Genomic DNA, 22,742 nt, shown 5'->3' on the forward strand with positions numbered 1-22,742 from the left:
TAAATAAGCCTCATGGATCAGGGTGACGACGGCGACGGACAAACAGCAAGCGCGGACTATTCGATCCGCATCGCCGCCGGCATCGGCGCTTTCACCTGCGATGAATGGAACGGCTTTGCCGGCACCACGCGCGGCGATGCGGAGAATGGCTATAACCCCCTCGTTTCATTTGCGTTCTTGAGCGCACTGGAAGATTCCGGCTGCGCCGTGCGGCGCACCGGCTGGCAAGGACATCACTTGCGGCTGGAGACCGCGCAAGGCAGGCTGCTGGGTGCGGTCCCTTGCTATCTCAAGTCGCACAGCCAGGGCGAATATGTATTCGACCACGGCTGGTCGGATGCCTTCGAGCGCGCCGGTGGCCGCTACTACCCGAAACTGCAATGCGCCGTGCCGTTCACGCCTGTCACCGGCCCTCGGCTGCTGGTCGGCAAAGGCGAGGATCCCGACGCGGTCAAGGCCGGGCTCGCCGCCGGGCTCAAAATGGTGACCGACAAGCTCGGCGTATCCTCGGCCCATGTCACCTTCGCGCAGGAAAGCGACGTCGCGACGCTTGAGGCCGCGGGCTTCCTGCATCGCACCGACCAGCAGTTCCACTTCTTCAACGAAGGCTTTTCGACTTACGACGACTTTCTCGCCACACTTGCCTCGCGCAAGCGCAAGGCGATGAAGAAGGAACGGCGCGAAGCGCTTGCCGATGGCATCACCATCGACTGGCTGACCGGCAAGGACCTGACCGAGAAAGCCTGGGACGACTTCTTCGCTTTCTACATGGACACCGGCAGCCGCAAATGGGGCCGCCCCTATCTGAACCGCCAGTTCTTCTCGCTGATCGGCGAACGCATGGCGGACGATATCCTGCTGGTGATGGCCAAGCGCAACGGGCGCTACATTGCTGGCGCCATCAACTTCATCGGCTCCGACGCGCTCTATGGCCGCAACTGGGGTTGCATCGAGGATCACCCCTTCCTGCATTTCGAGGTCTGCTACCACCAGGCCATCGATTTCGCCATCGAACGCAAGCTGAAGGTGGTCGAGGCTGGCGCGCAGGGAGAGCATAAGCTGGCGCGCGGCTACAGGCCGGTTACAATGCATTCCGCCCACTACATTTCGCATCCTGGCTTGCGCAACGCGGTCGCCGACTATCTCAGGCGCGAGCGGCGCGAAGTCGAGCGGATGGGCGAGTATCTGGAAGAGCATACCCCGTTCCGCAAGGATCTGGAGGAATAGGCAGGCCTTGGCATGGTCGATCTCGCCTGATCGCCCGCCACATCGTCTTGTCGCTACGGGACAGCTTCGCTACACGGGATGGCGAGGTACAAATCCGGAGCGTTCGCCATGGCCCAAACCGCCTATGACACCGACAACATCTTCGCCAAGATTCTGCGCGGCGAAATTCCTTCGCACCGCGTTTACGAAGACGATGCGGTCGTGGCCTTCATGGATGTGATGCCGCAGGGGCCGGGCCACACGCTGGTGGTGCCAAAGACGCCGTCGCGCAATCTGCTCGACGCCGCCCAATCGACCTTCGGCCCGCTTTTCACGGTCGTACAGAAAGTGGCGCTGGCCGTGAAGAAGGCCCTCGACGCCGATGGGGTCACCATCCTGCAATTCAACGAACCGGCCTCCGGGCAGACCGTCTACCACCTTCATGTGCATGTCATCCCGCGCTTCGACGGCATCCCCCTGAAGCCACATACCGGCGCAATGGAAAAGCCCGAGGTGCTGGCTGAGAACGCCGAAAAGATCCGCGCCGCCCTGTCGGCCAAATCTTAAGTCTTTGTAAACCGAGCGATCATCGCGGCGGCTGGGACATCACCAGGCGGCGGCATTCTTAATATTCCAGCAAGCCCTTGCGAGGCATTTTTCGTGCGCGAGGGACATGCATTGCAAGATACTTTCGAATATTTGAGCCGGCGATCCGGGGCCAATGGTGAGGCCGCTTTTTCAAAAATCTTGGTCGAATCGTTTCTTCGGCACCGTATTATTCATGCGGTTGCGCTGTTTACTCTGGGATTGGGCTTTGCGGTTGGTGCCCGGGTCGGGAATCTGCCGGATTTCGCGTTGCTTTACGAATATGCCTTTTATCTGGTGGTCTATTTCTGGATTCTTGGATGTGTATATGCAGTCTTCCGGCTGCTTCAACTGGCGTTTGTCCATCGCGCAAGATCGCCGGCCAGCCATTTGCTGGTTTCCTTCCGGCAATTGCTGGCCGATAGAAACCGCATTGCCAATGGCGTGAACGGCCTTGCCGCGATCGTGATTTTTGTTTCGGGTTTCTCAGTGCTGAAGGGCGCGATCGCCGTACTGGCGCCTTTCTCCTGGGACCAGGCCATCGCACACTTCAGCACCAAGCTGCATTTCGGGCGCGCTTCTTACCAATGGCTTTGGTGGATTATTGAAAGCCCGCTAGCCATCCGTCTTCTCAATTTCTGCTATAATTTTTGGTTCGCGGTGCTGATCGTGACTGTCTTTTCAAGTGTCGTGGCGACCCGCGATACTCTTCTGCGTCATCAGTTCCTGCTCAGCTTCATGCTGCTCTGGCTGATCGGCGGCTTCTTCGTTGCCTTGATATTCTCATCCGCCGGCCCCTGCTACTTTGCAAGGTTGGGGTTTGGCGATCTCTATCAACCGTTGATGGACGCACTTCAGTCGGCGAATAGCCAGTATCCGGTTTGGGCCCTGTCCCTGCAGGAGCGGTTGTGGAACGGCTATGAGGGTCTGTCTTCAGGAACCATGGGCATATCGGCTTTCCCTTCCATTCACGTCGCTTCATCCGTGCTTTTTGCGCTGTATGTAACGAGGCTGTCTCCACGGCTTGGCGTCGTACTGTGGATATTCGCGGCGATCATCATGCTCGGCTCCGTGGTTCTTGGATGGCACTACGCCCCGGACGGTTACGCTGGCATACTGATCTCGGTCGCCATCTGGAAAGTCACCGGCGCGATATTGTCCCGGACGACGATTGCTTCGCGTTTCGCGAGCGATCTTCCTTTGGCCCGGCCGGAAGCCGCGTCGGTATAGTCAGGAACGCTGGTGGGTTGGGGGTGGCGGATCCACAAGCCTCTGAAAGGCTGTCGGGTGCGCCGCTCCCGATAGAAGCCGTTCGCGGATCGCATCCGCGCACTGCACCGGGCTCAGCAACGAAGTGTCGATCTCAAGATCGTATACGCCGGGCCGGTGTACCTCATCCTGCCACAGCCGCACCGGCGAAGGTACGGGATCGACCGGCGAGCCGGTGACATACCCCCTGCCCGCCTCGCTGGCGGCTCGCCTTTCCATAATGATTTCAATTGGACAGCGAACGCCGACAAACAGCACCGGCAGGCCGGCGAGCCGGCGCGCACAATCGATCAGGCAGTTGAGGCGCTTCGAATACGCATCATGATGACCGACATCGGTCACGACGTTCAGGCCCAGCCGGCTGTGCGCCGCGATCGATTCGTAGAGGGCCGCATAGAGGCGAGGCACGAAGACCTCGAGATCCGGCCATGGCACCCCATTGTTCAAATGAAAAAAGCCCCGTTTCCGGGGCTTTTCTCGACTGCGAAATGATCAGTTCTTTCTTGGCAGTTGCGGTACAAGGCTGCGCTTGCCGCCATCCTTGCCCTTGGGCTCCGGCTTCTGCGCCACGACCTTCTTCGCGGCAGGCTTCTTGGCCACCGCCTTCCTTGGCTTGGGCGCGTCTTCCGGCTCTTCCTTCTTCGGCTGCACCGGCGCCTCGTCGGCCAGCGACTCGAGCTTCAGGCCGGTCTCGCCGGTTTCCTTCTTCTCGACGGTGACGCGCACCGTGCCGCCCTTCTTCAGCTTGCCGAACAGCACCTCGTCGGCCAAAGGCTTCTTGATGTGCTCCTGGATGACGCGACCGAGCGGCCGCGCGCCCATGCGCTCGTCATAGCCTTTGTCGGCGAGCCAGGCGATCGCGTCCGGCGACAGGTCGAAGGTGACGCCGCGCTCGGAGAGCTGGGCCTCCAGCTGCATGACGAACTTCTGCACCACCTGGTGGATCACCGGCACCGGCAGCGAGCCGAACGGGATGATCGCATCGAGACGGTTGCGGAACTCCGGCGTGAACAGCCGATTGATCGCCTCGACATCGTCGCCTTCGCGCTTGGTCGAACCGAAACCGATCGCCGCGCGCTGTGCATCCGATGCACCCGCATTGGTGGTCATGATCAGGATTACATTGCGGAAGTCGATCTGCTTGCCGTTGTGATCGGTCAGCTTGCCGTGATCCATCACCTGCAACAGGATGTTGAACAGGTCCGGATGCGCCTTCTCGACCTCATCCAGCAACAGCACGCAGTGCGGATGCTGGTCGACACCGTCGGTCAACAGGCCGCCCTGGTCGAAGCCGACATAGCCGGGAGGCGCGCCGATCAGCCGTGAAACGGTATGGCGTTCCATGTATTCCGACATGTCGAAGCGGATCAGCTCGACACCGAGCGAGGCGGCGAGTTGCTTGGCGACTTCGGTCTTGCCGACGCCGGTCGGGCCTGAGAACAGGTAGGAGCCGATCGGCTTCTCCGGTTCGCGCAGGCCGGCACGGGCCAGCTTGATCGCCGAGGTCAGCGCGGTAATGGCGGTGTCCTGACCATACACGACACGCTTCAGTTCGATGTCGAGGCCTTGCAGCACTTTCTCGTCATCGGCCGAAACCGTCTTCGGCGGGATGCGCGCCATGGTGGCGATCGTGGCTTCTATCTCCTTGATACCGATGGTCTTCTTGCGCTTGGCTTCCGGCACCAGCATCTGCGAGGCACCGGTCTCGTCGATCACGTCGATCGCCTTGTCCGGCAGCTTGCGGTCGTTGATGTAGCGCGCCGACAGCTCGACCGAGGCCTTGATGGCTTCGCTCGTGTAGCGGACCTTGTGGAATTCCTCGAAATAGGGCTTCAGCCCCTTCATGATCTCGATGGCGTCCTCGATGGTCGGCTCGTTGACGTCGATCTTCTGGAAGCGCCGCACGAGAGCGCGATCCTTCTCGAAGAACTGGCGGAATTCCTTGTAGGTGGTCGAGCCGATGCAGCGGATCGCACCCGACGACAAAGCCGGCTTCAACAGGTTGGACGCGTCCATTGCGCCGCCCGACGTGGCACCGGCGCCGATCACCGTATGGATCTCGTCGATGAACAGCACGGCGCCCGGATAATCCTCGAGCTCCTTGACGACTTGCTTCAGCCGCTCCTCGAAATCGCCGCGATAGCGCGTGCCGGCCAGCAGCGTGCCCATGTCGAGCGCGAAGATGGTGGCGTTGTGCAGCACTTCGGGAACGTCGCCCTCGACGATGCGCTTGGCCAGGCCCTCGGCGATCGCGGTCTTGCCGACGCCGGGGTCGCCGACGTAGAGCGGGTTGTTCTTGGACCGGCGGCACAGCACCTGGATGGTGCGGTTGATTTCCGACTCGCGGCCGATCAACGGATCGATCTTGCCGGCCTTGGCCTTGTTGTTGAGGTTGACGCAGTAGGCGGTCAGCGCGTCCTGCTGCTGCTTCTTCTTGCCGCCTTCTTCTTGCGGCTCGGCGCCGTTCTGTCCGCCCTGCTCGTCATCGGCGCCGCGCGGCGAGCGCGTCTCCGATGCGCCCGGGCGCTTGGCGATGCCGTGCGAGATGTAGTTGACCGCGTCGTAGCGGGTCATCTGCTGTTCCTGCAGGAAATAGGCGGCGTGGCTCTCGCGCTCGGCGAAGATGGCGACGAGCACGTTGGCGCCCGACACTTCCTCGCGGCCCGACGACTGCACATGGATGACCGCGCGCTGGATCACGCGCTGGAACCCAGCGGTCGGCTTGGAGTCCTCGTCGTATCCGGTGACGAGGTTGTCGAGCTCTGTGTCGATATAGGTGAGAACAGTGTGCTTCAGCTCGTCGAGATCGACGTTGCAGGCGCGCATGACGGCGGCCGCCTCGGTGTCGTCGATCAGCGCGAGCAGCAGATGTTCCAGGGTTGCGTATTCATGGTGCCGCTCATTGGCGAGCGTCAGCGCCTGGTGAAGCGCCTTTTCCAGGCCTTGGGAGAAAGCCGGCATGTTACCTCACTTCTTCTCCATCACGCATTGCAGCGGATGCTGATTCTGTCGGGCGAAATCCATGACCTGAGACACTTTGGTCTCGGCCACCTCGAAAGTATAGACCCCGCACTCGCCCACTCCATGATTGTGAACATGGAGCATGATGCGTGTGGCGGCTTCGCGGTCCTTCTGGAAAAAACGCTCCAGAACGTGAACCACGAACTCCATCGGAGTGTAGTCGTCGTTGAGGATGAGGACCCGGTAAAGGCTGGGCTTCTTGGTCTTGGTTTTGGTGCGCGTGATCACGGCCGTCCCGCGGCCGGCCTCATTGCCGTCGCCGCCGCCGTTTTGCATCCGCGCCACTTGTTTCGTGGCAGTCAAACCGATCGTCACGTAATCCTGCCTCTTCGAATCCTCATGCGAGTTCGACATGTAGGTGTTCGATGGACGATTTTAAGCCCTTCTGGTTAGCTGACAATATGGCTAGGTGACCAAACTTCGCGGATTTTCGCAATCGTGAAGCGCTACGCCGCTCCGGAGCGGAAATTGGCATGAAAAAACCCGGCCGCGCTTCCGCGACCGGGTTGTCCGAGACCCAAAGGGCCGGAGTTGCGACTGTCGGGCGAAAATTACTTCGCCTTGGCAACGATCGATTCGAACGGCTTGTAAGCTTCCTTGGCGAGTTCGGCATAGAGATCGCCAATCTTGGTGGCCTCGGCGACGAACGCCTCGTAGGACTGCTTGGCGTAGTCTGTGTGGATCTCGATCGCCTTTTCCAGCGACTTGGCCGAAAACAGCTTTTCGGCAGCGGCGCTGCCGGCTTCGAAACTCTTCTTGGTATATTCACCGGCTTCGGTCGCGATCGCCTGCGCACCCTTGGAGAGCGAAGCGAAGCTCTTCAATCCGGTATCGGCGAATTCCTTGCCGTATTTGCTGAAGTCCTCATAGGTCTGGGTCATTTCACGATTCCCTTGACGGTTGAGACGTCCTTCTTCGGGGCGCCCTTGTGCAATGCACTCAATATATTGTGCGACGCACAAAAGTCAATATTTGGCCTGCGTGGAGGCTTGCCTGCGCAGGCAATGGCTAAAAATCAAATAAAGTGAGTTTCAAGCCCGAAGAAAATGGTGAACGCGGCGGTTACCATAAACGGATTGGTAACGCTGCCCCGCTAGCTTGGCTGGAAGTGAGGCAGGACCCTTTGCCGCCTCCAACGCAACGAAGAATTCAAGGGAAATATCAGTGCGTCAGGCGTTGTTGGGCATCGTTTCCAAATCCACCTCCCCCCTCAAAGCGATCATGGCCCTCGCCTTGGCGATGACATTCGTTTGCGCCGACGTCGCCTCGTCGCTGGCCGCGCGCCAGGCGGCCATTGTCGTGGACGCCAAGACGGGCAAGGTGCTGTACTCCGCGGATGCCAACGGCAGGCGCTATCCGGCGTCGCTGACCAAGATGATGACGCTCTATCTGACCTTCGAAGCTATGGCGAAGGGCAAGATCAGCAAAAACTCGCCGGTGGTGTTTTCGGCCCATGCGTCCGCCGAGGCGCCGACGAAACTCGGCGTGAAGCCGGGCGGTTCGGTCACGGTCGAGACCGCGATCCTGTCGATTGTCACCAAGTCGGCGAATGATTCGGCCACGGCGCTCGGCGAAATGCTTGGCGGTGATGAAGCCACCTTTGCGCGCATGATGACCGCCAAGGCGCGGCAGCTCGGCATGAACGGCACCGTCTTCCGCAACGCCAACGGCCTGCCTGATCCTGGCCAGTTCACCACCGCGCGCGACATGGCCACGCTGGGCATCGCACTGCGGGAGCATTTCCCCCAGTACTATGGCTATTTCTCGCAGCGCTCCTTTCTCTACGGCCGCCAGCGCATCAACGGCCATAACCGACTGCTCGGACGCATCAAGGGCGTCGACGGCATCAAAACCGGCTACACCCGTGCCTCCGGCTTCAATCTCGTCTCGTCCGTCTCCGACGGCAACCGCCGGCTCGTCGCCGTTGTCATGGGCGGGACGTCGGGCGGCAGCCGCGACAACCAGATGGCAAGCCTGATCAACACCTATCTGCCGAGGGCATCGACCCGCGGTGGTGGCGATCTGGTTGCCAAGGCTGACAGCAACAATCCGATCAAGGCACTTGCCAAGGTTCTCCTGCCCAAGCACGACGCGCCGACCCCGGATGAAAAGCCGGTAGCCGTCGCTGAAGACGACACCTCTGTCGCCGACGACGCAGCCGTTGCCCAGGGCGACAGCGAGGACGAGGATACCGCTCAGGCCGAGGCACCCAAACTGGTAGCCCCGGCAAAGAAGGTAAAGACCGTCATCGTCGCTGCCCCCAAGGTCGCTACGGCGCAGGTCGTGGTCGCCTATGCCGAACCGACTCCGGCTGTCGACCCGGTCAACACGGCGTCGGTACCGTCGGGCTGGGCCATCCAGGTCGCATCGTCGCCTAAACAGTCGGAAGCCCAGGCATTCCTCGACAAGACCACCAAGCAGGCGCCCAAGGTGCTGGCGGATGCCGCCGGCTTCACCGTCGCCTTCGACAAGGACGGAGTCACCTATTACCGCGCCCGTTTCGGCGGTTTCGGATCGAAGGACGCCGCCTGGAAGGCCTGCACTGCTCTGAAGAAGAAGAAAATCGAGTGCTACGCCGTCCAGCAATAGGACGGCGTGGAAGCGATCTCCCGGAAAATTCCTGCGTCGAAGGAGAACTAGTTGTGATTGGAGAGCAAGACGTCCTTGGCTTCGTTAATTCGCGCCGCCAGGAAAGACGTGCCGCCGACATCGGGGTGCAGGCGCTGCATCAGGCGGCGGTGCGCCTTGCGGACATCCGCCGCGGCGGCCCCCGCTTCAAGACCAAGGACCTTGTAGGCCTCCTCCTTAGTCATGGAGCCCGGACCTGGCGCAACACCCAGCCCTTCGCCACCGTTCGTCTCAGTGTTTTTGCGCCAGACGGGAAATCTGCCGTCAAGATACGTCTCTAGCAGTTGGCGACTCTCCGCATCGCCGGAGAGTTCGCGGTAGAGATGCTGCAGCTCCGCAAGGCCCATCGCGCCAAGCATCTTGCCGTCGTGGCGGCCGGCCAGAACCAGTCCTTCAAGGCCGCCCGTATTGTGATCCAACTCCATCTCGAGTGCTGCCGTCCGCACCGTTGAGCGTTTTCCCGACGCCGAACTGACCTTGGGTCGGTTCGCGTGCATGGCGGCATACCAGCCGATTGCCCCGAACAGGATGACGCCGCCGATTCCGCTTCGACCGACCAGAAGCACCGCGCCGCCCGCCAGCGCCAGCAGGACCGGAGCCAGTGTTCTCGTCCCGCTCGCAAGCCGGGCGGGGTCGGCCCGAAGGAAGGCCGAGACTACGGTCAGGAGCACCAGCAGCAGTACGACCAGAACGATAATTGCGCCTAACATTTCCTACCGCCCCGCGAGTAACCTGTCCGCCCGGACAGCCGCGTGATGTCATCAACCACTTTTTCTGCGCCGGAATGATGGCCTTCCCTCGGGCGGGAAGAGGCCGCCATGTAGGCCGGCCCGGCGAACGCCGCGGCTTTCGTCGAGTTCGACAGCTTTTGATCGCGCATGAATTTCAAGATGTGGCGTTGTGGCTCCGCTTGCAAGTCCAGTGCGAGGCAAGATTGAGGGCCAGAAACGGCCAGCGCCCGGACAGGCAACGCTTGTGCGCGGAGATCTACAGCAAGCCGAGGTCGGCAAGCTCGCGTCTGAGTTTCGGCGGCATCTCGACCAGCCCGGCCTTCCCCTTGCCGAGATCGAGTGGCGCGTCCGAAGGTTTCAGGTAGCGCCAGCCCTGGAATGCCCGCCGCGGCTGCCAGTCGGTGCGCACGACTTGCGGATCGAGCATCAAATGGCAGCGGCCGATGCCCTCATCGTCGGTGAACGGCCGGATTTCCGTGATCAACTGGCGGCACTGCACGTTGCCCTTGATCACCCAGTAGAGCGAACCGCCATCGGTGATCTCGGCGCCGCGCGTCGGCACCATGCGCGTGGTGTGCCAGTGTTCGGCTGGTTCACCGGCCCGGCGCCGTTCGTCGAGACGGAACTCGATCCATTCCTCGAGATCCTCGACGCTGTCGCAGCCGACGCACAGTTTTAGGAGATTGAGAGCCATTTCGCTAAGGTTAGTCCGGAGCGCCGACACGTCAACGGCCTGACGAACTTCTCCACAGTGCCAAGCGCGCCTTCAGCACTCCACGACATTGACGGCGAGCCCGCCGAGGCTGGTTTCCTTGTACTTCTCATTCATGTCGAGGCCGGTCTGGCGCATGGTCTCGATCGCCGAGTCGAGCGGCACGAAGTGAATGCCGTCGCCCTTGATCGCCAATGAGGCGGCGGTCACCGCCTTGACCGCGCCGAGAGCATTACGCTCGATGCACGGAACCTGCACCAGCCCGCCGACCGGATCGCAGGTCATGCCGAGATGATGTTCGAGCGCGATTTCGGCCGCATTTTCCACCTGCATGGGCGTACCGCCCATGACCGCGCACAGGCCGGCCGCTGCCATTGCCGAGGCGGAACCGACCTCGCCCTGGCATCCGACCTCGGCGCCCGAGATCGACGCATTGGTCTTGATGATGCCGCCGACGGCCGCTGCCGTCAGCAGGAAGTCGCGGATGCTCGGCTGGTCGGCCTCGGGATGGAAATGCAGCCAGTAGCGAAGCACCGCCGGCAGCGTGCCGGCTGCGCCATTGGTCGGCGCGGTGACGACGCGCCCGCCCGCCGCATTCTCCTCGTTGACCGCCATCGCGTAGATCGACAGCCAGTCATTGGCAAGCAGCGGATTTGGCCGGTTCTGTTGCCACTGTTCCTGCAGCTTGTCGTGGAGCTGCCGGGCGCGGCGCCGCACCTTCAGCCCACCAGGCATGATGCCGTCCTGCGACAGGCCACGGTCGATGCAGCCCTTCATCGCGCTCCAGATCGCGTCGAGGCCGGCATCGAGCTCCTCGCGCGACATCTGCGTCTCCTCGTTGACGCGCTTCATCTCGGCGACGGAAAGGCCGCTCTTGGCCGCCATCTTCAGCATCTCGACCGCGTTCTTGAAGGGATAAGGCACTTTCTTGCCTTCTGTCGTCACCGACCCCTTGGCCTTCATCCGCTGCAATTCTTCTTCCGAGACCACGAAGCCGCCGCCGATCGAATAGTAGATGCGCTTGAGAAGCAGACGGCCGCCGGCATCGTAGGCATAGAACGCCATGCCGTTGGCGTGCCCCGTGAGCGGCGTCTTGCGGTCGAGCACCAGATCCGTGGCCGGGTCGAAATTGTAGGACGGGTGACCGGGCGGTGAAATCACCCTGTCGGCGGTGATGCGGCCGACAATGCCGTCGGCCTGATCGGGATCGACCGTTTGCGGCGTCTGGCCGGCAAGGCCGAGGATAACGGCGCGGTCGCTGCCATGGCCGATTCCGGTATAGGCGAGCGAGCCATGCAGGCTGGCCCCGATGCGGGCGACCTTGGCGCCGGCGGGCCGCGGCCAGTCGTCCCCCGCGACTTCGTCGAGAAACCGCCGCGCGGCAGTCATCGGCCCCATCGTGTGAGAGCTGGAGGGGCCGATGCCGATCTTGAACAGGTCGAAAACCGAAAGGAACACGCTGTCTCCTGGGGCACGTCGAGGACTACATACAGATATAGGAATTCCCCGGATGTTTCCGCTCTTTTGGCAATCGCGGCGCAGCACCTGCCGACCTTGTTTGCTCCGGCAGCGACATTGCCGTCGATCACGTGAGCCCGCATCGAAGCGACCGCGCTGGATGTGATAAATTCAGCCCATGGGCGATTCCTTCTATCTTTCGATGGCTGATTTCGGGGCGCTGGCCTTCTTCCTGATCGCGTGGCTGCTGCACACGCTCGCCTCCGACGGCAAGCTGGTCAGCCGAATGTCGCTGACGACGGCGATGAATGCACAACGCGAAGCCTGGATGCGCACCATGGCCGAACGCGAAATCCGCATCGTCGACACCGCCATCATGAGCGGCCTGCAGCAGGGAACCGCCTTCTTCGCCTCCAGTTCCCTGATCGCGCTCGGCGGCTGCTTTGCCTTGCTTGGCGCGTCCGACCGGGTGCTTGAGGTGCTGAGCAACCTGCCGCTCGGCGGAGCGCCGTCGCGCCCGGCCTTCCAGATCAAGGTGCTGGGACTGGTGCTGATCCTCGCCTTTTCCTTCTTCAAATTCGGCTGGGCCTACCGGCTGTTCAACTACTGCTCGATCCTGATCGGCGCGGTGCCGATCCCGCATGGCGAAGCCTCACGCAATCCGGTCACCGAAACGGCGGTGTGGCGCGCGGCGCAGATGAACATGCTGGCCGGCAAGCATTTCAACTCGGGCCTGCGTGGCGTGTTCTTCTCGATCGGCTATCTCGGCTGGTTCGTCGACCCGGTGGTGTTCGTGCTGTCGACACTTCTGTTGCTGGCCGTGCTGGTGCGCCGCCAGTTCTTCTCGGCGGCGCGGCGCGCCGTCATCGGTCAGCCGCCCGGCGCCGGAAACGGCTGATCGATGCGGCCCGAAAGCCAATAGGCGACAAGCCCGATCCATTCGCGGAGCGCTATGGTGGTGTTCTGCACGGAATCGATCGGATTGTCGCGAAACAAGCCGACACCTTCCTTGCCGGAAGTGTGATAGTCGACCGGCCATGGAACGGTTGGAAACCCAGCCTTGTCGAACAGCGCCTTGGCCCTTGGCATGTGGAAGGCGGAGGTCACCAGCAGCCAGGTCTCGCCCGACTTCGGTTCGACGAGTTTGCGGCTGAAGACCGCATTTTCGTAGGTGTTGCGGGACTTGTCCTCAAGGACAAGACGATCGGCCGATACACCCAGCGGGACGAGCAGGCGGGACGCGGTGTCGGCGTCTCCCTCGGCGTCGATGAAAAACGAGCCGTGTCCACCCGATACAACCACCTTGGCTTCGGGGAAGCGTCGGGCGAGGATTGCGGTCTCGACCATGCGGTCGCCGCTGCTGCCCAATTCATAGCCGCCACGCGCCAAGTTGATGGCGCCCTCGAAGCCGCCGCCCAGCACGATGATGCCGTCGACCTTTTGCGGCAATGGCGGGCGCGGAAAGCGTTCTTCCAGCGGGTTGAGCATCATCGCCCCAAGCGACGTCCAGGTCGAGAGCGCAAGGATCAGAAAACCAAGCACGCTGCCGGTGACCGCCAGCCGCCGCCGGCCGATCGTTGCGGCGATCAACCCCGCCAGAAGCAGGAAGATCGTCAGGTTGAGCGGCTGGATGAAGAACCAGAAGACCTTGGAAAGAAGGAAGAACATCGCTCACCCCATAACGACGCGGCGCATCCTTTTACGCGCTGGACGAGCGATACCCTTACCACCACTTTTCCGGCTGGAATGTGCCGGCCGCCTGCTCGATGACGGCGGCGGTCTGGAACAGCGTTTCTTCCTCGAACGGCCTGCCGATGAGCTGCAGGCCAAGTGGCAGGCCCTTGGGATCGAGACCGGCCGGCACGGCGATGCCCGGCAGACCGGCCATGTTCACGGTGACCGTGAAAATGTCGTTGAGGTACATCTTGACCGGGTCGGCGGCCATGTCCTCGTCGGCAATGCCGAAGGCAGCCGACGGGGTCGCCGGGGTCAGGATGACGTCCACGCCGGCGGCGAAGACGTTTTCGAAGTCGCGCTTGATCAGGTTGCGGACCTTCTGAGCCTGCAGATAGTAAGCGTCATAGTAGCCGGCCGACAGCACATAGGTGCCGATCATGATACGGCGCTTGACCTCACGGCCGAAACCGGCAGCGCGGGTCTTCTCATACATCTCGACAATGTCCTTGCCTGGCACGCGCAAGCCGTAGCGGACGCCGTCATAGCGCGCGAGGTTCGATGAAGCTTCCGCGGGCGCCACGATGTAGTAGGCCGGCAGCGCGTATTTGGTGTGCGGCAGGGAAATGTCGACGATCTCGGCGCCGGCATCCTTGAGCCAGGCAATGCCCTTCTGCCACAGCGCCTCGATCTCCTCGGGCATGCCGTCGACGCGGTATTCCTTGGGAATGCCGACCTTCATGCCCTTGATCGGCTTGCCGATCGCCGCCTCATAGTCGGGCACCGGCCGGTCGACCGAGGTCGTGTCCTGCGGATCGACGGAGGCCATCGACCTGAGCAGGATCGCGGCGTCGCGCACGTCGCGCGCGATCGGTCCGGCCTGGTCGAGAGACGAGGCGAAAGCGACGATGCCCCAGCGTGAGCAGCGGCCATAGGTCGGCTTGATGCCGACGGTTCCGGTGAACGCGGCCGGCTGACGGATGGAACCGCCAGTGTCCGTGGCCGTGGCGCCGGCGCACAGGAAGGCCGAGACGGCGGTCGCCGAACCACCGGAAGAGCCGCCCGGCACCAGTTGCGCATTGTCCAGGCTGCGCTGGGTTTTCGTGCCGCCGGCAGATACGAAGCCGCCATCGCCCTGATGCGTCGTCGGCATTACCACCGTGTCGAGGCGCGAACGTCGCCAAGGGTTTATGACCGGGCCATAATAGGATGTCTCGTTGGACGAACCCATGGCGAACTCATCCATGTTGAGCTTGCCGAGCATCACCGCGCCGTCGGCCCACAGATTGGCGGTGACAGTTGATTCGTAGCGCGGCTTGAAGCCGTCGAGTACATGGCTGCAGGCCTGGGTATGAACGCCTTCGGTGCCGAACAGATCCTTGATCCCCAGCGGAATGCCTTCCAGCGCGCCGCCCTCGCCCTTGACCAGCCTGGCATCGGACGCCTTGGCCATGTCGCGTGCCTTGTCGCCAGTCACCGCGACGTAGGCATTGAGCGCCGGATTGGCGCGATCGATCGCCGAGAGATAGGCCTCGGTGATCTCGGTCGCGGTGATTTCCTTGCCGCGCAGCTTGGCGCGGGCCTGCGAAATCGTCAGTCGGGTCAGATCGCTCATCAAAGGCTCTTTTCGTAAAATACCGACCACTCGGAATCGGGATAATCCAGCACCGGGCCGCAGCGCGAGAACCCGGCACGTTCGTAGACGGCCCAGGCCGCGGGATGGCGATCGCCCGTCTCCAGCACCAGCCGCGTCAGTCCTTCCTGCCTCGCCAGCGCCTCGACCCGTTCGACGATCCTGGCGCCGATCTTGCGGCCGCGATGCGAAGGCCTCGTGTACATGCGCTTGACCTCGCCGATAGCGTCGCCATGGCGTTTCAGCGCCCCACAACCGATGGCGATGCCGTCGTCGCGAGCGATGAAAACGGTCGTATCCTGGCCCGCCATCTGCTCGACCGTCAGATGGTAGCAATGCTCAGGCGGCGTCAGTTCGAGCAAGGTCTCGTTGAGTTCCTGGACCAGCCCGCGCACATCGTCCTGCAGCGGCGTCTCGATGGCGATCTCGATTGCCATCGGCGCCCTACTCCACGACCTTCGGCACGAGGAAAAAATTCTCTTCGGTCGCCGGCGCATTGGCGACGATGTCGGCCGCCTTGTTGCCGTCGGTGACGACGTCCTGGCGCTTCTTCATCTCCATCGGCGTCACCGAGGTCATCGGCTCGACGCCGGACACATCGACCTCGTTCAGCTGCTCGACAAAACCAAGGATGGCGTTCAGCTCGCCGGTCATGCGTTCCGCATCTTCTTCGCTGACCGCAATGCGGGCGAGACGCGCCACGCGCTTCACTGTCTTGACATCAACGGACATATATTTGCCTCGGGGAAAACCAGTCCGGGCTATAGCGGCGCGGCGCGCACTGCGCAACATGCATCGTGCCTGGCATCGCGCTAGGCGGCGGTGCCGACCCGGGCCCGGGAGCGCCGCAGCGGGTTGGGCAACTCGAACAATCGCTTCCTGGACGAACACATCCCGCATGCGTCCTCGTCTTCCAGCGCCGCGAAGGCTCGCAGTTCCGCCATGGAGCAACCTGGCTCAAGCGGTCGTATGCCAGATAAGGATCCCAGTTGCCGGAAAGCCGGTATTTTTGCCTTCTGCATCGGCGACCTGACGCGCTGCATCATCGTCATGGCAGGGCAACGCCCTCGCACAGATAGTAGCTGCCGCTATTGCCGCTCGCCTCGCTTTCGTCGTCGATCGGCCGGACCGACACGAGATCGAGCTGCGTCGGGCTGATCCGCGTTACCGACAGGACATCGGGAAAGACATAGCCCGGTTCCTGGCAGATGGCCGTCACTGCCCAGCTCGGCGAGCGCGTCGCCTTGCTGACCTGCACGAACTCGCAATTGTATTCGACGCCTTGCAGGCCATGCACGGAAAGCACGACGTTGCCGGCGTCGATCAGCGTCTGCAGCGTGTCCTTCCTGGCCTGCGCGCAAAGCTCCTCGGACTGCAGATAGACGCCTTCGATGAAGTCATCCGCGGCGAGCGCGGGCGACGCCGCGACAAACATCGACACGCAAAGAGATCGCCCCAACGCCATGAATTTGTTCCGCTTTGGCCGTTTCTAGATCGTAATCGTCTGGCCGATACCAGGCAATGCGACTTTCACGCCGGACCCTTCCAGGCCGGCCTCGAATTTCTCGGGCGTCGGATCGATCATCGGAAACGTGCCGAAGTGACAAGGCACGACCGTGTCGAACTTGAAGAAACGCCGGCAGGCAAGTGCCGCCACCGCGCCGCCCATGGTGAAACGGTCGCCGATCGGCACGATGCCGATCTTCGGCTCATGCAGTTCGTTGATCAGCGCCATGTCGGAAAAAATGTCGGTGTCGCCCATATGGTAGAGCGTCCGGTCTTCCGGGAAATGCAGGACCAGCCCACCGGGATTGCCGAGATAGACGTTCTTGCCGCCGTCTTCACCAAACGAGGAGGAGTGCAACGCCTGGACGAAAGTGGTGGTGAAGCCGCCGCAATCGACCGTGCCGCCGATGTTGCCGGGATTGATCTTGTTGCCATCCACGCCCTTGCCGACCAGATACATGCAGATCTCGAAATTGGCGACCAGCTGGGCACCGCTCTTGCCGAGCACTTCCAGCGCGCCGCTGATATGGTCGCTATGCCCGTGCGTCAGCAGGACATGCGTGATCCCTTCCGCCGGTCCTTCCCAGCCGCCCGTCCATGATGGGTTGCCAATCAGATAGGGGTCGATGAGGATCTTGGCGTCAGCGGTTTCGATACGGAAGGCCGAATGGCCGTACCAGGTCAGTTTCATTTATGCATTCCTCGATTTTTGCCGGGCCAAAGGATAGAACGCCGATAGCCCCGAGATCAAAGGGTATAGTGTCCGCCGCCCATCCGGAAGAATGCGTGCCGCTGAAAAAGACAAGGAAAAACCGTTGGCTATCATCACGATTGAGCAATTGCCAGCGCGGCTCGCCAATGGCAGGACGCTAGCGGGGCTCGATCTCGGCGACAAGACGATCGGCGTAGCGGTTTCCGACCGGGGATTCTCCTTCGCCCATCCACGCCCGGTCATCATGCGGAGGAAATTCTCCCTCGACGCCGCCGTGCTTCTGGCCTTGCTGGAGAAGGAGAGTGTCGGCGCGGTGGCGATCGGGCTGCCGATCAACATGGATGGGTCGGAAGGTCCGCGCGCGCAGAAATCGCGCGCCTTCGTGCGCAACATGGCGCAGTTGAGCGACCTGCCCTTCGTGCTCTGGGATGAACGGCTGTCGACGGTCGCGGCCGAAAGGACGCTGATCGAAATGGATTTCTCGCGCGCCAAACGCGCTGGCAAGATCGATTCGGCTGCGGCCGCCTTTATTCTGCAGGGAGTTTTGGACCGGCTTCGGTCGCTCTATGCAGCCGAACGAACGGAACCTGGACCGCCCAACGCCGACTGATCCAGCCGGCGATTTCGCGACGGCGGCGGAACGCCCAAAGGGCCAGCAGCAGAAATCCATCGAAGATGCACGTCTTCGCCACCATTCCAGGGATGATCGACGGGTCGATGCCCAGCATCTGACCGTAGAGCTGGAAGAAGAAGTCGTGCGTCCGCCGGCTGAGCATGACGTAGCCGAAATTGAGGTCGTTGGCCGACAGATAGAACCAGCCCCAGAAAATCGCCATCGGGGCCGCCCACATTCCGAAGATATATCGCATCAGCGACCTCCCTTCCCGTTCGGTCCAGTTCGGCCCGATATCAGGGAGAGCAGCGAATTATGAGCCGCTGCCTTCGCCATGCTGTGCGCCATGGCATGGAAATCCGCGTCATCGGACGCGGCTGCCGAGCGCCGCTCGGCGAGCATCGCGACATAGGAGGCCAGAAGCGCGGCCAGTTGCACCGCGACGACCATGAAAAGCCCATTGATGCCCTGCGCGGCGCCGCCGATCAGGATCATCGACAGGACGCCTGAAGCCGAGATGAAGGCCATACGAACGACGCTGTCTGCGCCCGGGCTGGTCGCATCGTTGATCAGAGAATCGACAAAGGCCCAGAAGAACAGCACCGACACGACCAGCAATGCTATCGCTAGCGGCGCGACGACGATGACATTCTCCAGATTGACGAACCGGGCGCTCTCGACGGTGACGCCAAGCACGCCGAGGGCTGCCGCCACACCGCGGTTTCCATCGATGCAGATCAGTGCCAGCAGGGCGAAAACAATCGCCCAGTGCACGGACAGAAAGGAGGTCAATACGTGTCGCATCGTGGTTCCTGCTTCGGCAGGAATGACAGTGGGCTTTGCCGCCCGCCGCCGCAATGGAAACCATTTGTTAAGGTTAACGGCGATCCGCGGAACGCACGGCAACCCAGCGGTTCTCGGCTCAGTTCACTGGCGGATAGAGCGTGTCGATGATCATGCGGGCATCGTGGCGCGAATCGAGCATGCCATAGGTGTTGCGCCACTGGCCGGCCAGGCGCGTCTCGACGAAGGCATCGGCGATCCGCCCTGCCCCCAGCCGGCGCAATTCCGCCGCCGCTGCCGACAGCGCCAGTTGTTCGGTCAGCAGCCGGGCCGAACCCTCATCGGTTGAAGCAACCTGCATTGCCGCCTTCAGCACGCCGATCGTGCCGCGCCCGCCGGCGCCGAGGTCGCGGTCGATGCCTGCCAGCACCTCTTCGAACAGGCCTGGCGCGCGGCCGAGCACACGCAGCACGTCGAGGGCCATGACGTTGCCCGATCCTTCCCAGATCGCGTTGACCGGGGCCTCGCGATAGTAACGGGCGAGCGGCGCCTCCTCGACATATCCATTGCCGCCGAGGCACTCCATCGCCTCGTAGAGCAGCGGCGGCGCGATCTTGCACACCCAGTATTTGACGACCGGCGTCATGGCGCGGGCAAATGCCGCCTCGCCGCGATCGCTCGCCGCTTCGTCGAAGGAGCGCGCCAGCCTGAACGACAGCGCGGTCGCCGCGGCGACATCGAGCGCCATGTCGGCCAGCACGCGCTGCATCAGCGGCTGCTCGATCAAGGTCGAGCCGAACACCTGGCGGTGGCGGGCATGATGAACCGCTTCCGCCAGCCCTGCCCGCATGATCGCCGAGGACGCCACGGCACAGTCGAGCCGGGTCAGGGTGACCATGTCCATGATCGTCTTCACACCGGCACCGGGTTCGCCGACCATCTCGCCGATGGCATTGACGAACTCGACCTCGGAAGACGCGTTGGAGCGGTTGCCGAGCTTGTCCTTCAGCCGCTGGAAGCGGAAGCCATTGCCCGACCCGTCGCCGAGAACGCGCGGCACGAGGAAACAGGACAGTCCTTCCGGCGCCTGTGCCAGCACCAGGAAGGCATCCGACATCGGCGCCGACATGAACCATTTATGGCCGGTCAGGCGGTAGAAGCCGCTGCCGGCGCGTTCCGCCCTTGTCGTGTTGGCGCGCACATCCGTGCCGCCCTGTTTCTCCGTCATGCCCATGCCGAGCGTCAGCCCGGTCTTCTCGACCGGCGGCTTCTGGCTCTGGTCGTATTTGCGCGTCGTGACCCGCGGTGCCCATTCGCGGAACAGTTTCGGGCTGGCCATCAGCGCCGCCAGCGAGGCGCTGGTCATGGTGATCGGGCAGAGATGCCCGGTCTCGAGCTCCGCCGTCAGATAGAAACGGGCGGCGCGCACCTGATGGCGGCGACCGATCTCGGCATCGCCATTTTCCCAGACTGAGGAATGCAGGCCGTTCGCCACCGAACGGCGCATCAAGGCGTGATAAGCGGGGTGAAATTCGACCAGGTCGATGCGTCGTCCCTGGCGGTCATGGGTCCTGAGCTTCGGCGTCTCGACATTGGCGAGACGGGCCAGTTCCTGCGCCTCCTGCGTCAGCACGAAACGGCCGAGCCCGTCCAGGTCCTTGCGCACCGGGTCGGAAAAGCGCTCGGCAAGCTGGATCAGCAACGGATCGCCTCGCCAGGCGTTGCCGCCCGTCAACGGCGGCGGCTGGTTCGTTACGTCGTCGGTCACGCCCAATCCTTTTATCGGTAGACCTTTTATCGGTAGAAAGGTCCTTGTCGTGCGAAAGCCACGAATCCGAGGCCCTCGGCTAGATATAGCCAAGCGTTGCCGCGCGCGCGACGAAAATACCGGGGAGAACGGCGCCAATCGAAAGCTGGTGCTTGCGGGCGCAAAATCCGCACCCTATAGCAGCCCCTTGAGATGACCGACGCTTCGTCCCTGCCACTCTATCCCCACCGCCATCTTCTTGGCATCAGCGATCTTTCGCCGGCCGATATCGAGCTTTTGCTCGACAGGGCGGACAGGGCGGTCGCGATCTCGCGGCAGTCCGAGAAAAAGACCTCGACGCTGCGCGGACGCACCCAGATCAATCTCTTCTACGAGGCCTCGACCCGTACGCAGTCTTCGTTCGAGCTGGCCGGAAAGCGGCTCGGCGCCGATGTCATGAACATGTCGGTGGCGAGTTCTTCCGTGAAAAAGGGCGAGACGCTCATCGATACCGCGATGACGCTGAACGCCATGCGGCCCGACATCCTGATCATCCGCCACCAGTCGGCGGGTGCCGCCGCTCTTCTGGCGCAAAAAGTCGGCTGCTCGGTGGTCAATGCCGGCGACGGGGCGCATGAACACCCCACACAGGCGCTGCTCGACGCACTGACCATCCGCCGTGCCAAGGGTCCACTGTCGAAGCTGATCGTGGCGATCTGCGGCGACATCCTGCATTCGCGCGTGGCGCGCTCCAACATCATGCTGCTCAACGCGCTTGGGGCGCAGGTGCGGGTGGTGGCGCCTTCGACATTGCTGCCCTCCGGCATTGACAGGATGGGCGTCATCGTCACGCGCTCGATGGCCGAGGGCCTGAAGGACGCCGACGTGGTGATGATGCTGCGCCTGCAGCGCGAGCGGATGGAGGGCGCCTTCGTGCCTTCGGTGCGCGAATATTTCCGCTATTTCGGCCTCGACGCCGAAAAGCTGAAGGCGGCCAAGGACGACGCACTGGTAATGCATCCCGGCCCGATGAACCGCGGTGTCGAGATCGCCTCGGAAATCGCCGATGGCCCGCAAAGCGTCATCCAGGAACAGGTGGAGATGGGCGTCGCCGTTCGCATGGCGGTGATGGAAGCGCTGCTTGATCCTCGTCGTAATCAAGAGGGTCGCGGCGCATGAGCACGACGGTCTTTGAACGCGCCCGCATCGTCGACCCCTCGCGCGGCATCGACGAAGTCGGCTCCGTCATTGTCGATGGCAGGAAGATCGTTGCCGCCGGCAAGGCGGCGTTGAACCAGGGCGTGCCCGGGGGAGCGACCGTCATCGACTGCGCCAACAAGGCGATCATCCCCGGCCTGATCGACGGCCGCGTCTTCATCGGCGAGCCTGGTGGCGAGCATCGCGAAACCATCGCTTCGGCCAGCGTTGCAGCCGCGGCCGGCGGCGTCACCTCCATCGTCATGATGCCCGATACCGATCCGGTGATCGACAATGTCGCGCTGGTCGAGTTCGTGCTGCGCACCGCCAAGGACACGGCGATCGTCAACGTCTTTCCGGCGGCGGCAATCACCAAGGGCCTCTACGGCCGCGAGATGACGGAATTCGGCCTGTTGCGCGAGGCGGGCGCCGTCGCCTTCACCGATGGCCGCCACACCATAGCGAGCGCGCTGGTGATGCGCCGGGCGCTGACTTATGCCCGCGACTTCGGCGCAACCATCGTGCATGAGACGCAGGATGCCGACCTCGGTTCCTCCGGCGTCATGAACGAAGGCCTGTACGCCAGCTGGCTCGGCCTCTCCGGCATTCCGCGTGAGGCCGAATCCATTCCGCTGGAGCGCGATCTGGCTTTGGCGCGGCTGACGCGCGGTTCCTATCACGCGGCAAAGATCTCGACTGCGATGGCGGCGAACGCCGTGACACGCGCCAAAACCGACGGCGCTGCCGTCACCTCGGGCGTCTCGATCCACAATCTGTCGCTCAACGAAAACGATGTTGGTGAATACCGTACCTTCTTCCGCCTGACACCGCCTTTGCGCGCAGAGGAAGACCGGCTGGCTATGATCGAGGCGGTCAGGGACGGCACGGTCGACATCATCGTGTCCTCGCACGATCCGCAGGATGTCGACACCAAGCGCCTGCCCTTCGCCGACGCCGCGGCCGGAGCCATCGGATTGGAGACGTTGCTTGGCGCGGCCTTGCGGCTCTACCACAATGGCGATGTGCCGCTGCTGCGTCTGATCGAAACCCTGTCCACCGCGCCCGCAAGGCTGTTCGGATTGGCCGGCGGCACGCTGAAGCCTGGCGCTGTTGCCGATCTTGCCCTTGTCGATCTCGACGAACCCTGGATCGTCAGTGAAAGCGGCATTCGCTCGCGCTCGAAAAACACCTGTTTCGAAGGCGCGCGCCTGCAAGGCAAGGTCTTGCAAACGCTGGTCGCGGGCAGCACAGTATACTCGGTATAGAA

The 22,742-nt window shown here is 62.6% G+C and carries 23 protein-coding genes and 1 pseudogene; 8 read left to right on the forward strand and 16 right to left on the reverse strand.

The window, feature by feature from the left end; genetic code table 11:
* Positions 1-12 precede the first annotated feature (12 nt).
* The 3 genes from AC07SZ_RS22820 to AC07SZ_RS22830 all read left to right on the forward strand — a co-directional run bounded on the left by AC07SZ_RS22820 (position 13) and on the right by AC07SZ_RS22830 (position 3,021).
* Positions 13-1,227: a GNAT family N-acetyltransferase gene (locus AC07SZ_RS22820; protein WP_056576968.1), complete on the forward strand. Its 1,215-nt coding sequence runs from the start codon at positions 13-15 to the stop codon at positions 1,225-1,227.
* Positions 1,228-1,335: 108 nt separating this feature from the next.
* Entirely contained in the window at positions 1,336-1,773 is a 438-nt protein-coding gene (locus AC07SZ_RS22825) for an HIT family protein (protein WP_494915975.1), read from the forward strand.
* Positions 1,774-1,866: 93 nt separating this feature from the next.
* A complete protein-coding gene (locus AC07SZ_RS22830) occupies positions 1,867-3,021 on the forward strand; it encodes a phosphatase PAP2 family protein (RefSeq protein WP_494915976.1) in 1,155 nt (384 codons plus the stop codon).
* Here AC07SZ_RS22830 and AC07SZ_RS22835 read toward each other — a convergent pair.
* The 4 genes and pseudogenes from AC07SZ_RS22835 to AC07SZ_RS22850 form a co-directional block, all read right to left on the reverse strand.
* Positions 3,022-3,507, reverse strand: a pseudogene (locus AC07SZ_RS22835) (phosphotransferase-like protein); the annotation flags it as partial.
* A 45-nt stretch (positions 3,508-3,552) separates the two neighbouring features.
* Positions 3,553-6,021: an ATP-dependent Clp protease ATP-binding subunit ClpA gene (gene clpA / locus AC07SZ_RS22840; protein ID WP_056576958.1), complete on the reverse strand. Its 2,469-nt coding sequence runs from the start codon at positions 6,019-6,021 to the stop codon at positions 3,553-3,555.
* Between the two features lie 6 nt (positions 6,022-6,027).
* Positions 6,028-6,357, reverse strand: coding sequence for an ATP-dependent Clp protease adapter ClpS (clpS, locus tag AC07SZ_RS22845; RefSeq protein ID WP_010909565.1), 330 nt, complete (start codon positions 6,355-6,357; stop codon positions 6,028-6,030).
* 275 nt (positions 6,358-6,632) lie between these two features.
* Positions 6,633-6,962 (reverse strand): phasin family protein, encoded by a 330-nt coding sequence (locus AC07SZ_RS22850; protein ID WP_056576955.1) that lies wholly within the window; start codon positions 6,960-6,962, stop codon positions 6,633-6,635.
* Positions 6,963-7,245: 283 nt separating this feature from the next.
* On the opposite strand from AC07SZ_RS22850, the gene AC07SZ_RS22855 reads away from it, so the two are divergent.
* Positions 7,246-8,670, forward strand: a complete 1,425-nt coding sequence (locus AC07SZ_RS22855; protein ID WP_494915978.1) for an SPOR domain-containing protein — start codon at positions 7,246-7,248, stop codon at positions 8,668-8,670.
* A 47-nt stretch (positions 8,671-8,717) separates the two neighbouring features.
* On the opposite strand, the gene AC07SZ_RS22860 is transcribed toward AC07SZ_RS22855, so the two are convergent.
* From AC07SZ_RS22860 to AC07SZ_RS22870, 3 genes are all read right to left on the reverse strand, one after another.
* Complete coding sequence (locus AC07SZ_RS22860) at positions 8,718-9,419, reverse strand: DnaJ domain-containing protein (protein ID WP_056576949.1); 702 nt, start codon at positions 9,417-9,419, stop codon at positions 8,718-8,720.
* A 277-nt stretch (positions 9,420-9,696) separates the two neighbouring features.
* Positions 9,697-10,134, reverse strand: a complete 438-nt coding sequence (locus AC07SZ_RS22865) for a DUF1489 family protein (RefSeq protein ID WP_056576946.1) — start codon at positions 10,132-10,134, stop codon at positions 9,697-9,699.
* 72 nt (positions 10,135-10,206) lie between these two features.
* On the reverse strand, positions 10,207-11,610 hold the full coding sequence (locus AC07SZ_RS22870; protein ID WP_494915981.1) for an L-serine ammonia-lyase: 1,404 nt from the start codon (positions 11,608-11,610) through the stop codon (positions 10,207-10,209).
* A 178-nt stretch (positions 11,611-11,788) separates the two neighbouring features.
* On the opposite strand from AC07SZ_RS22870, the gene AC07SZ_RS22875 reads away from it, so the two are divergent.
* Entirely contained in the window at positions 11,789-12,508 is a 720-nt protein-coding gene (locus tag AC07SZ_RS22875; RefSeq protein ID WP_140773509.1) for a DUF599 domain-containing protein, read from the forward strand.
* On the opposite strand, the gene AC07SZ_RS22880 is transcribed toward AC07SZ_RS22875, so the two are convergent.
* From AC07SZ_RS22880 to AC07SZ_RS22905, 6 genes are all read right to left on the reverse strand, one after another.
* Positions 12,481-13,278: a YdcF family protein gene (locus tag AC07SZ_RS22880; RefSeq protein WP_056576937.1), complete on the reverse strand. Its 798-nt coding sequence runs from the start codon at positions 13,276-13,278 to the stop codon at positions 12,481-12,483. The genes AC07SZ_RS22875 and AC07SZ_RS22880 overlap by 28 nt on opposite strands.
* Before the next feature lie 55 nt (positions 13,279-13,333).
* Entirely contained in the window at positions 13,334-14,899 is a 1,566-nt protein-coding gene (locus tag AC07SZ_RS22885; protein WP_494915984.1) for an amidase, read from the reverse strand.
* Complete coding sequence (locus tag AC07SZ_RS22890; protein ID WP_056576931.1) at positions 14,899-15,354, reverse strand: GNAT family N-acetyltransferase; 456 nt, start codon at positions 15,352-15,354, stop codon at positions 14,899-14,901. Before AC07SZ_RS22890 ends, AC07SZ_RS22885 begins: the two co-directional genes overlap by 1 nt.
* 7 nt (positions 15,355-15,361) lie before the next feature.
* Positions 15,362-15,649 carry an Asp-tRNA(Asn)/Glu-tRNA(Gln) amidotransferase subunit GatC gene (gatC, locus tag AC07SZ_RS22895; protein WP_027044576.1) on the reverse strand — a complete coding sequence of 96 codons (288 nt, stop codon included), beginning with the start codon at positions 15,647-15,649 and terminating at the stop codon, positions 15,362-15,364.
* A gap of 316 nt (positions 15,650-15,965) precedes the next feature.
* Positions 15,966-16,382: a hypothetical protein gene (locus tag AC07SZ_RS22900; protein WP_081294745.1), complete on the reverse strand. Its 417-nt coding sequence runs from the start codon at positions 16,380-16,382 to the stop codon at positions 15,966-15,968.
* Between the two features lie 24 nt (positions 16,383-16,406).
* Entirely contained in the window at positions 16,407-17,114 is a 708-nt protein-coding gene (locus AC07SZ_RS22905; RefSeq protein WP_056576925.1) for a metal-dependent hydrolase, read from the reverse strand.
* A 124-nt stretch (positions 17,115-17,238) separates the two neighbouring features.
* Between AC07SZ_RS22905 and ruvX the strand changes: the two genes are divergently transcribed.
* Complete coding sequence (gene ruvX / locus AC07SZ_RS22910) at positions 17,239-17,745, forward strand: Holliday junction resolvase RuvX (protein WP_056577428.1); 507 nt, start codon at positions 17,239-17,241, stop codon at positions 17,743-17,745.
* Here the strand turns inward: ruvX and AC07SZ_RS22915 are convergent.
* From AC07SZ_RS22915 to AC07SZ_RS22925, 3 genes are all read right to left on the reverse strand, one after another.
* Entirely contained in the window at positions 17,663-18,004 is a 342-nt protein-coding gene (locus AC07SZ_RS22915; RefSeq protein ID WP_081294746.1) for a DUF6105 family protein, read from the reverse strand. The genes ruvX and AC07SZ_RS22915 overlap by 83 nt on opposite strands.
* Positions 18,004-18,552: a hypothetical protein gene (locus AC07SZ_RS22920; RefSeq protein ID WP_494915988.1), complete on the reverse strand. Its 549-nt coding sequence runs from the start codon at positions 18,550-18,552 to the stop codon at positions 18,004-18,006. Before AC07SZ_RS22920 ends, AC07SZ_RS22915 begins: the two co-directional genes overlap by 1 nt.
* Positions 18,553-18,670: 118 nt before the next feature.
* Positions 18,671-20,299 carry a DNA alkylation response protein gene (locus AC07SZ_RS22925; RefSeq protein WP_172350438.1) on the reverse strand — a complete coding sequence of 543 codons (1,629 nt, stop codon included), beginning with the start codon at positions 20,297-20,299 and terminating at the stop codon, positions 18,671-18,673.
* A gap of 192 nt (positions 20,300-20,491) precedes the next feature.
* On the opposite strand from AC07SZ_RS22925, the gene AC07SZ_RS22930 reads away from it, so the two are divergent.
* Together AC07SZ_RS22930 and AC07SZ_RS22935 are read left to right on the forward strand one after the other, a co-directional pair.
* Positions 20,492-21,457: an aspartate carbamoyltransferase catalytic subunit gene (locus tag AC07SZ_RS22930; protein ID WP_056576916.1), complete on the forward strand. Its 966-nt coding sequence runs from the start codon at positions 20,492-20,494 to the stop codon at positions 21,455-21,457.
* Positions 21,454-22,740, forward strand: coding sequence for a dihydroorotase (locus AC07SZ_RS22935; RefSeq protein WP_494915991.1), 1,287 nt, complete (start codon positions 21,454-21,456; stop codon positions 22,738-22,740). The genes AC07SZ_RS22930 and AC07SZ_RS22935 overlap by 4 nt, the downstream gene beginning before the upstream one ends.
* The last annotated feature ends 2 nt before the right edge of the window (positions 22,741-22,742 follow it).

It is taken from the genome of Mesorhizobium sp. GW821-FHT07A06, assembly GCF_059419085.1.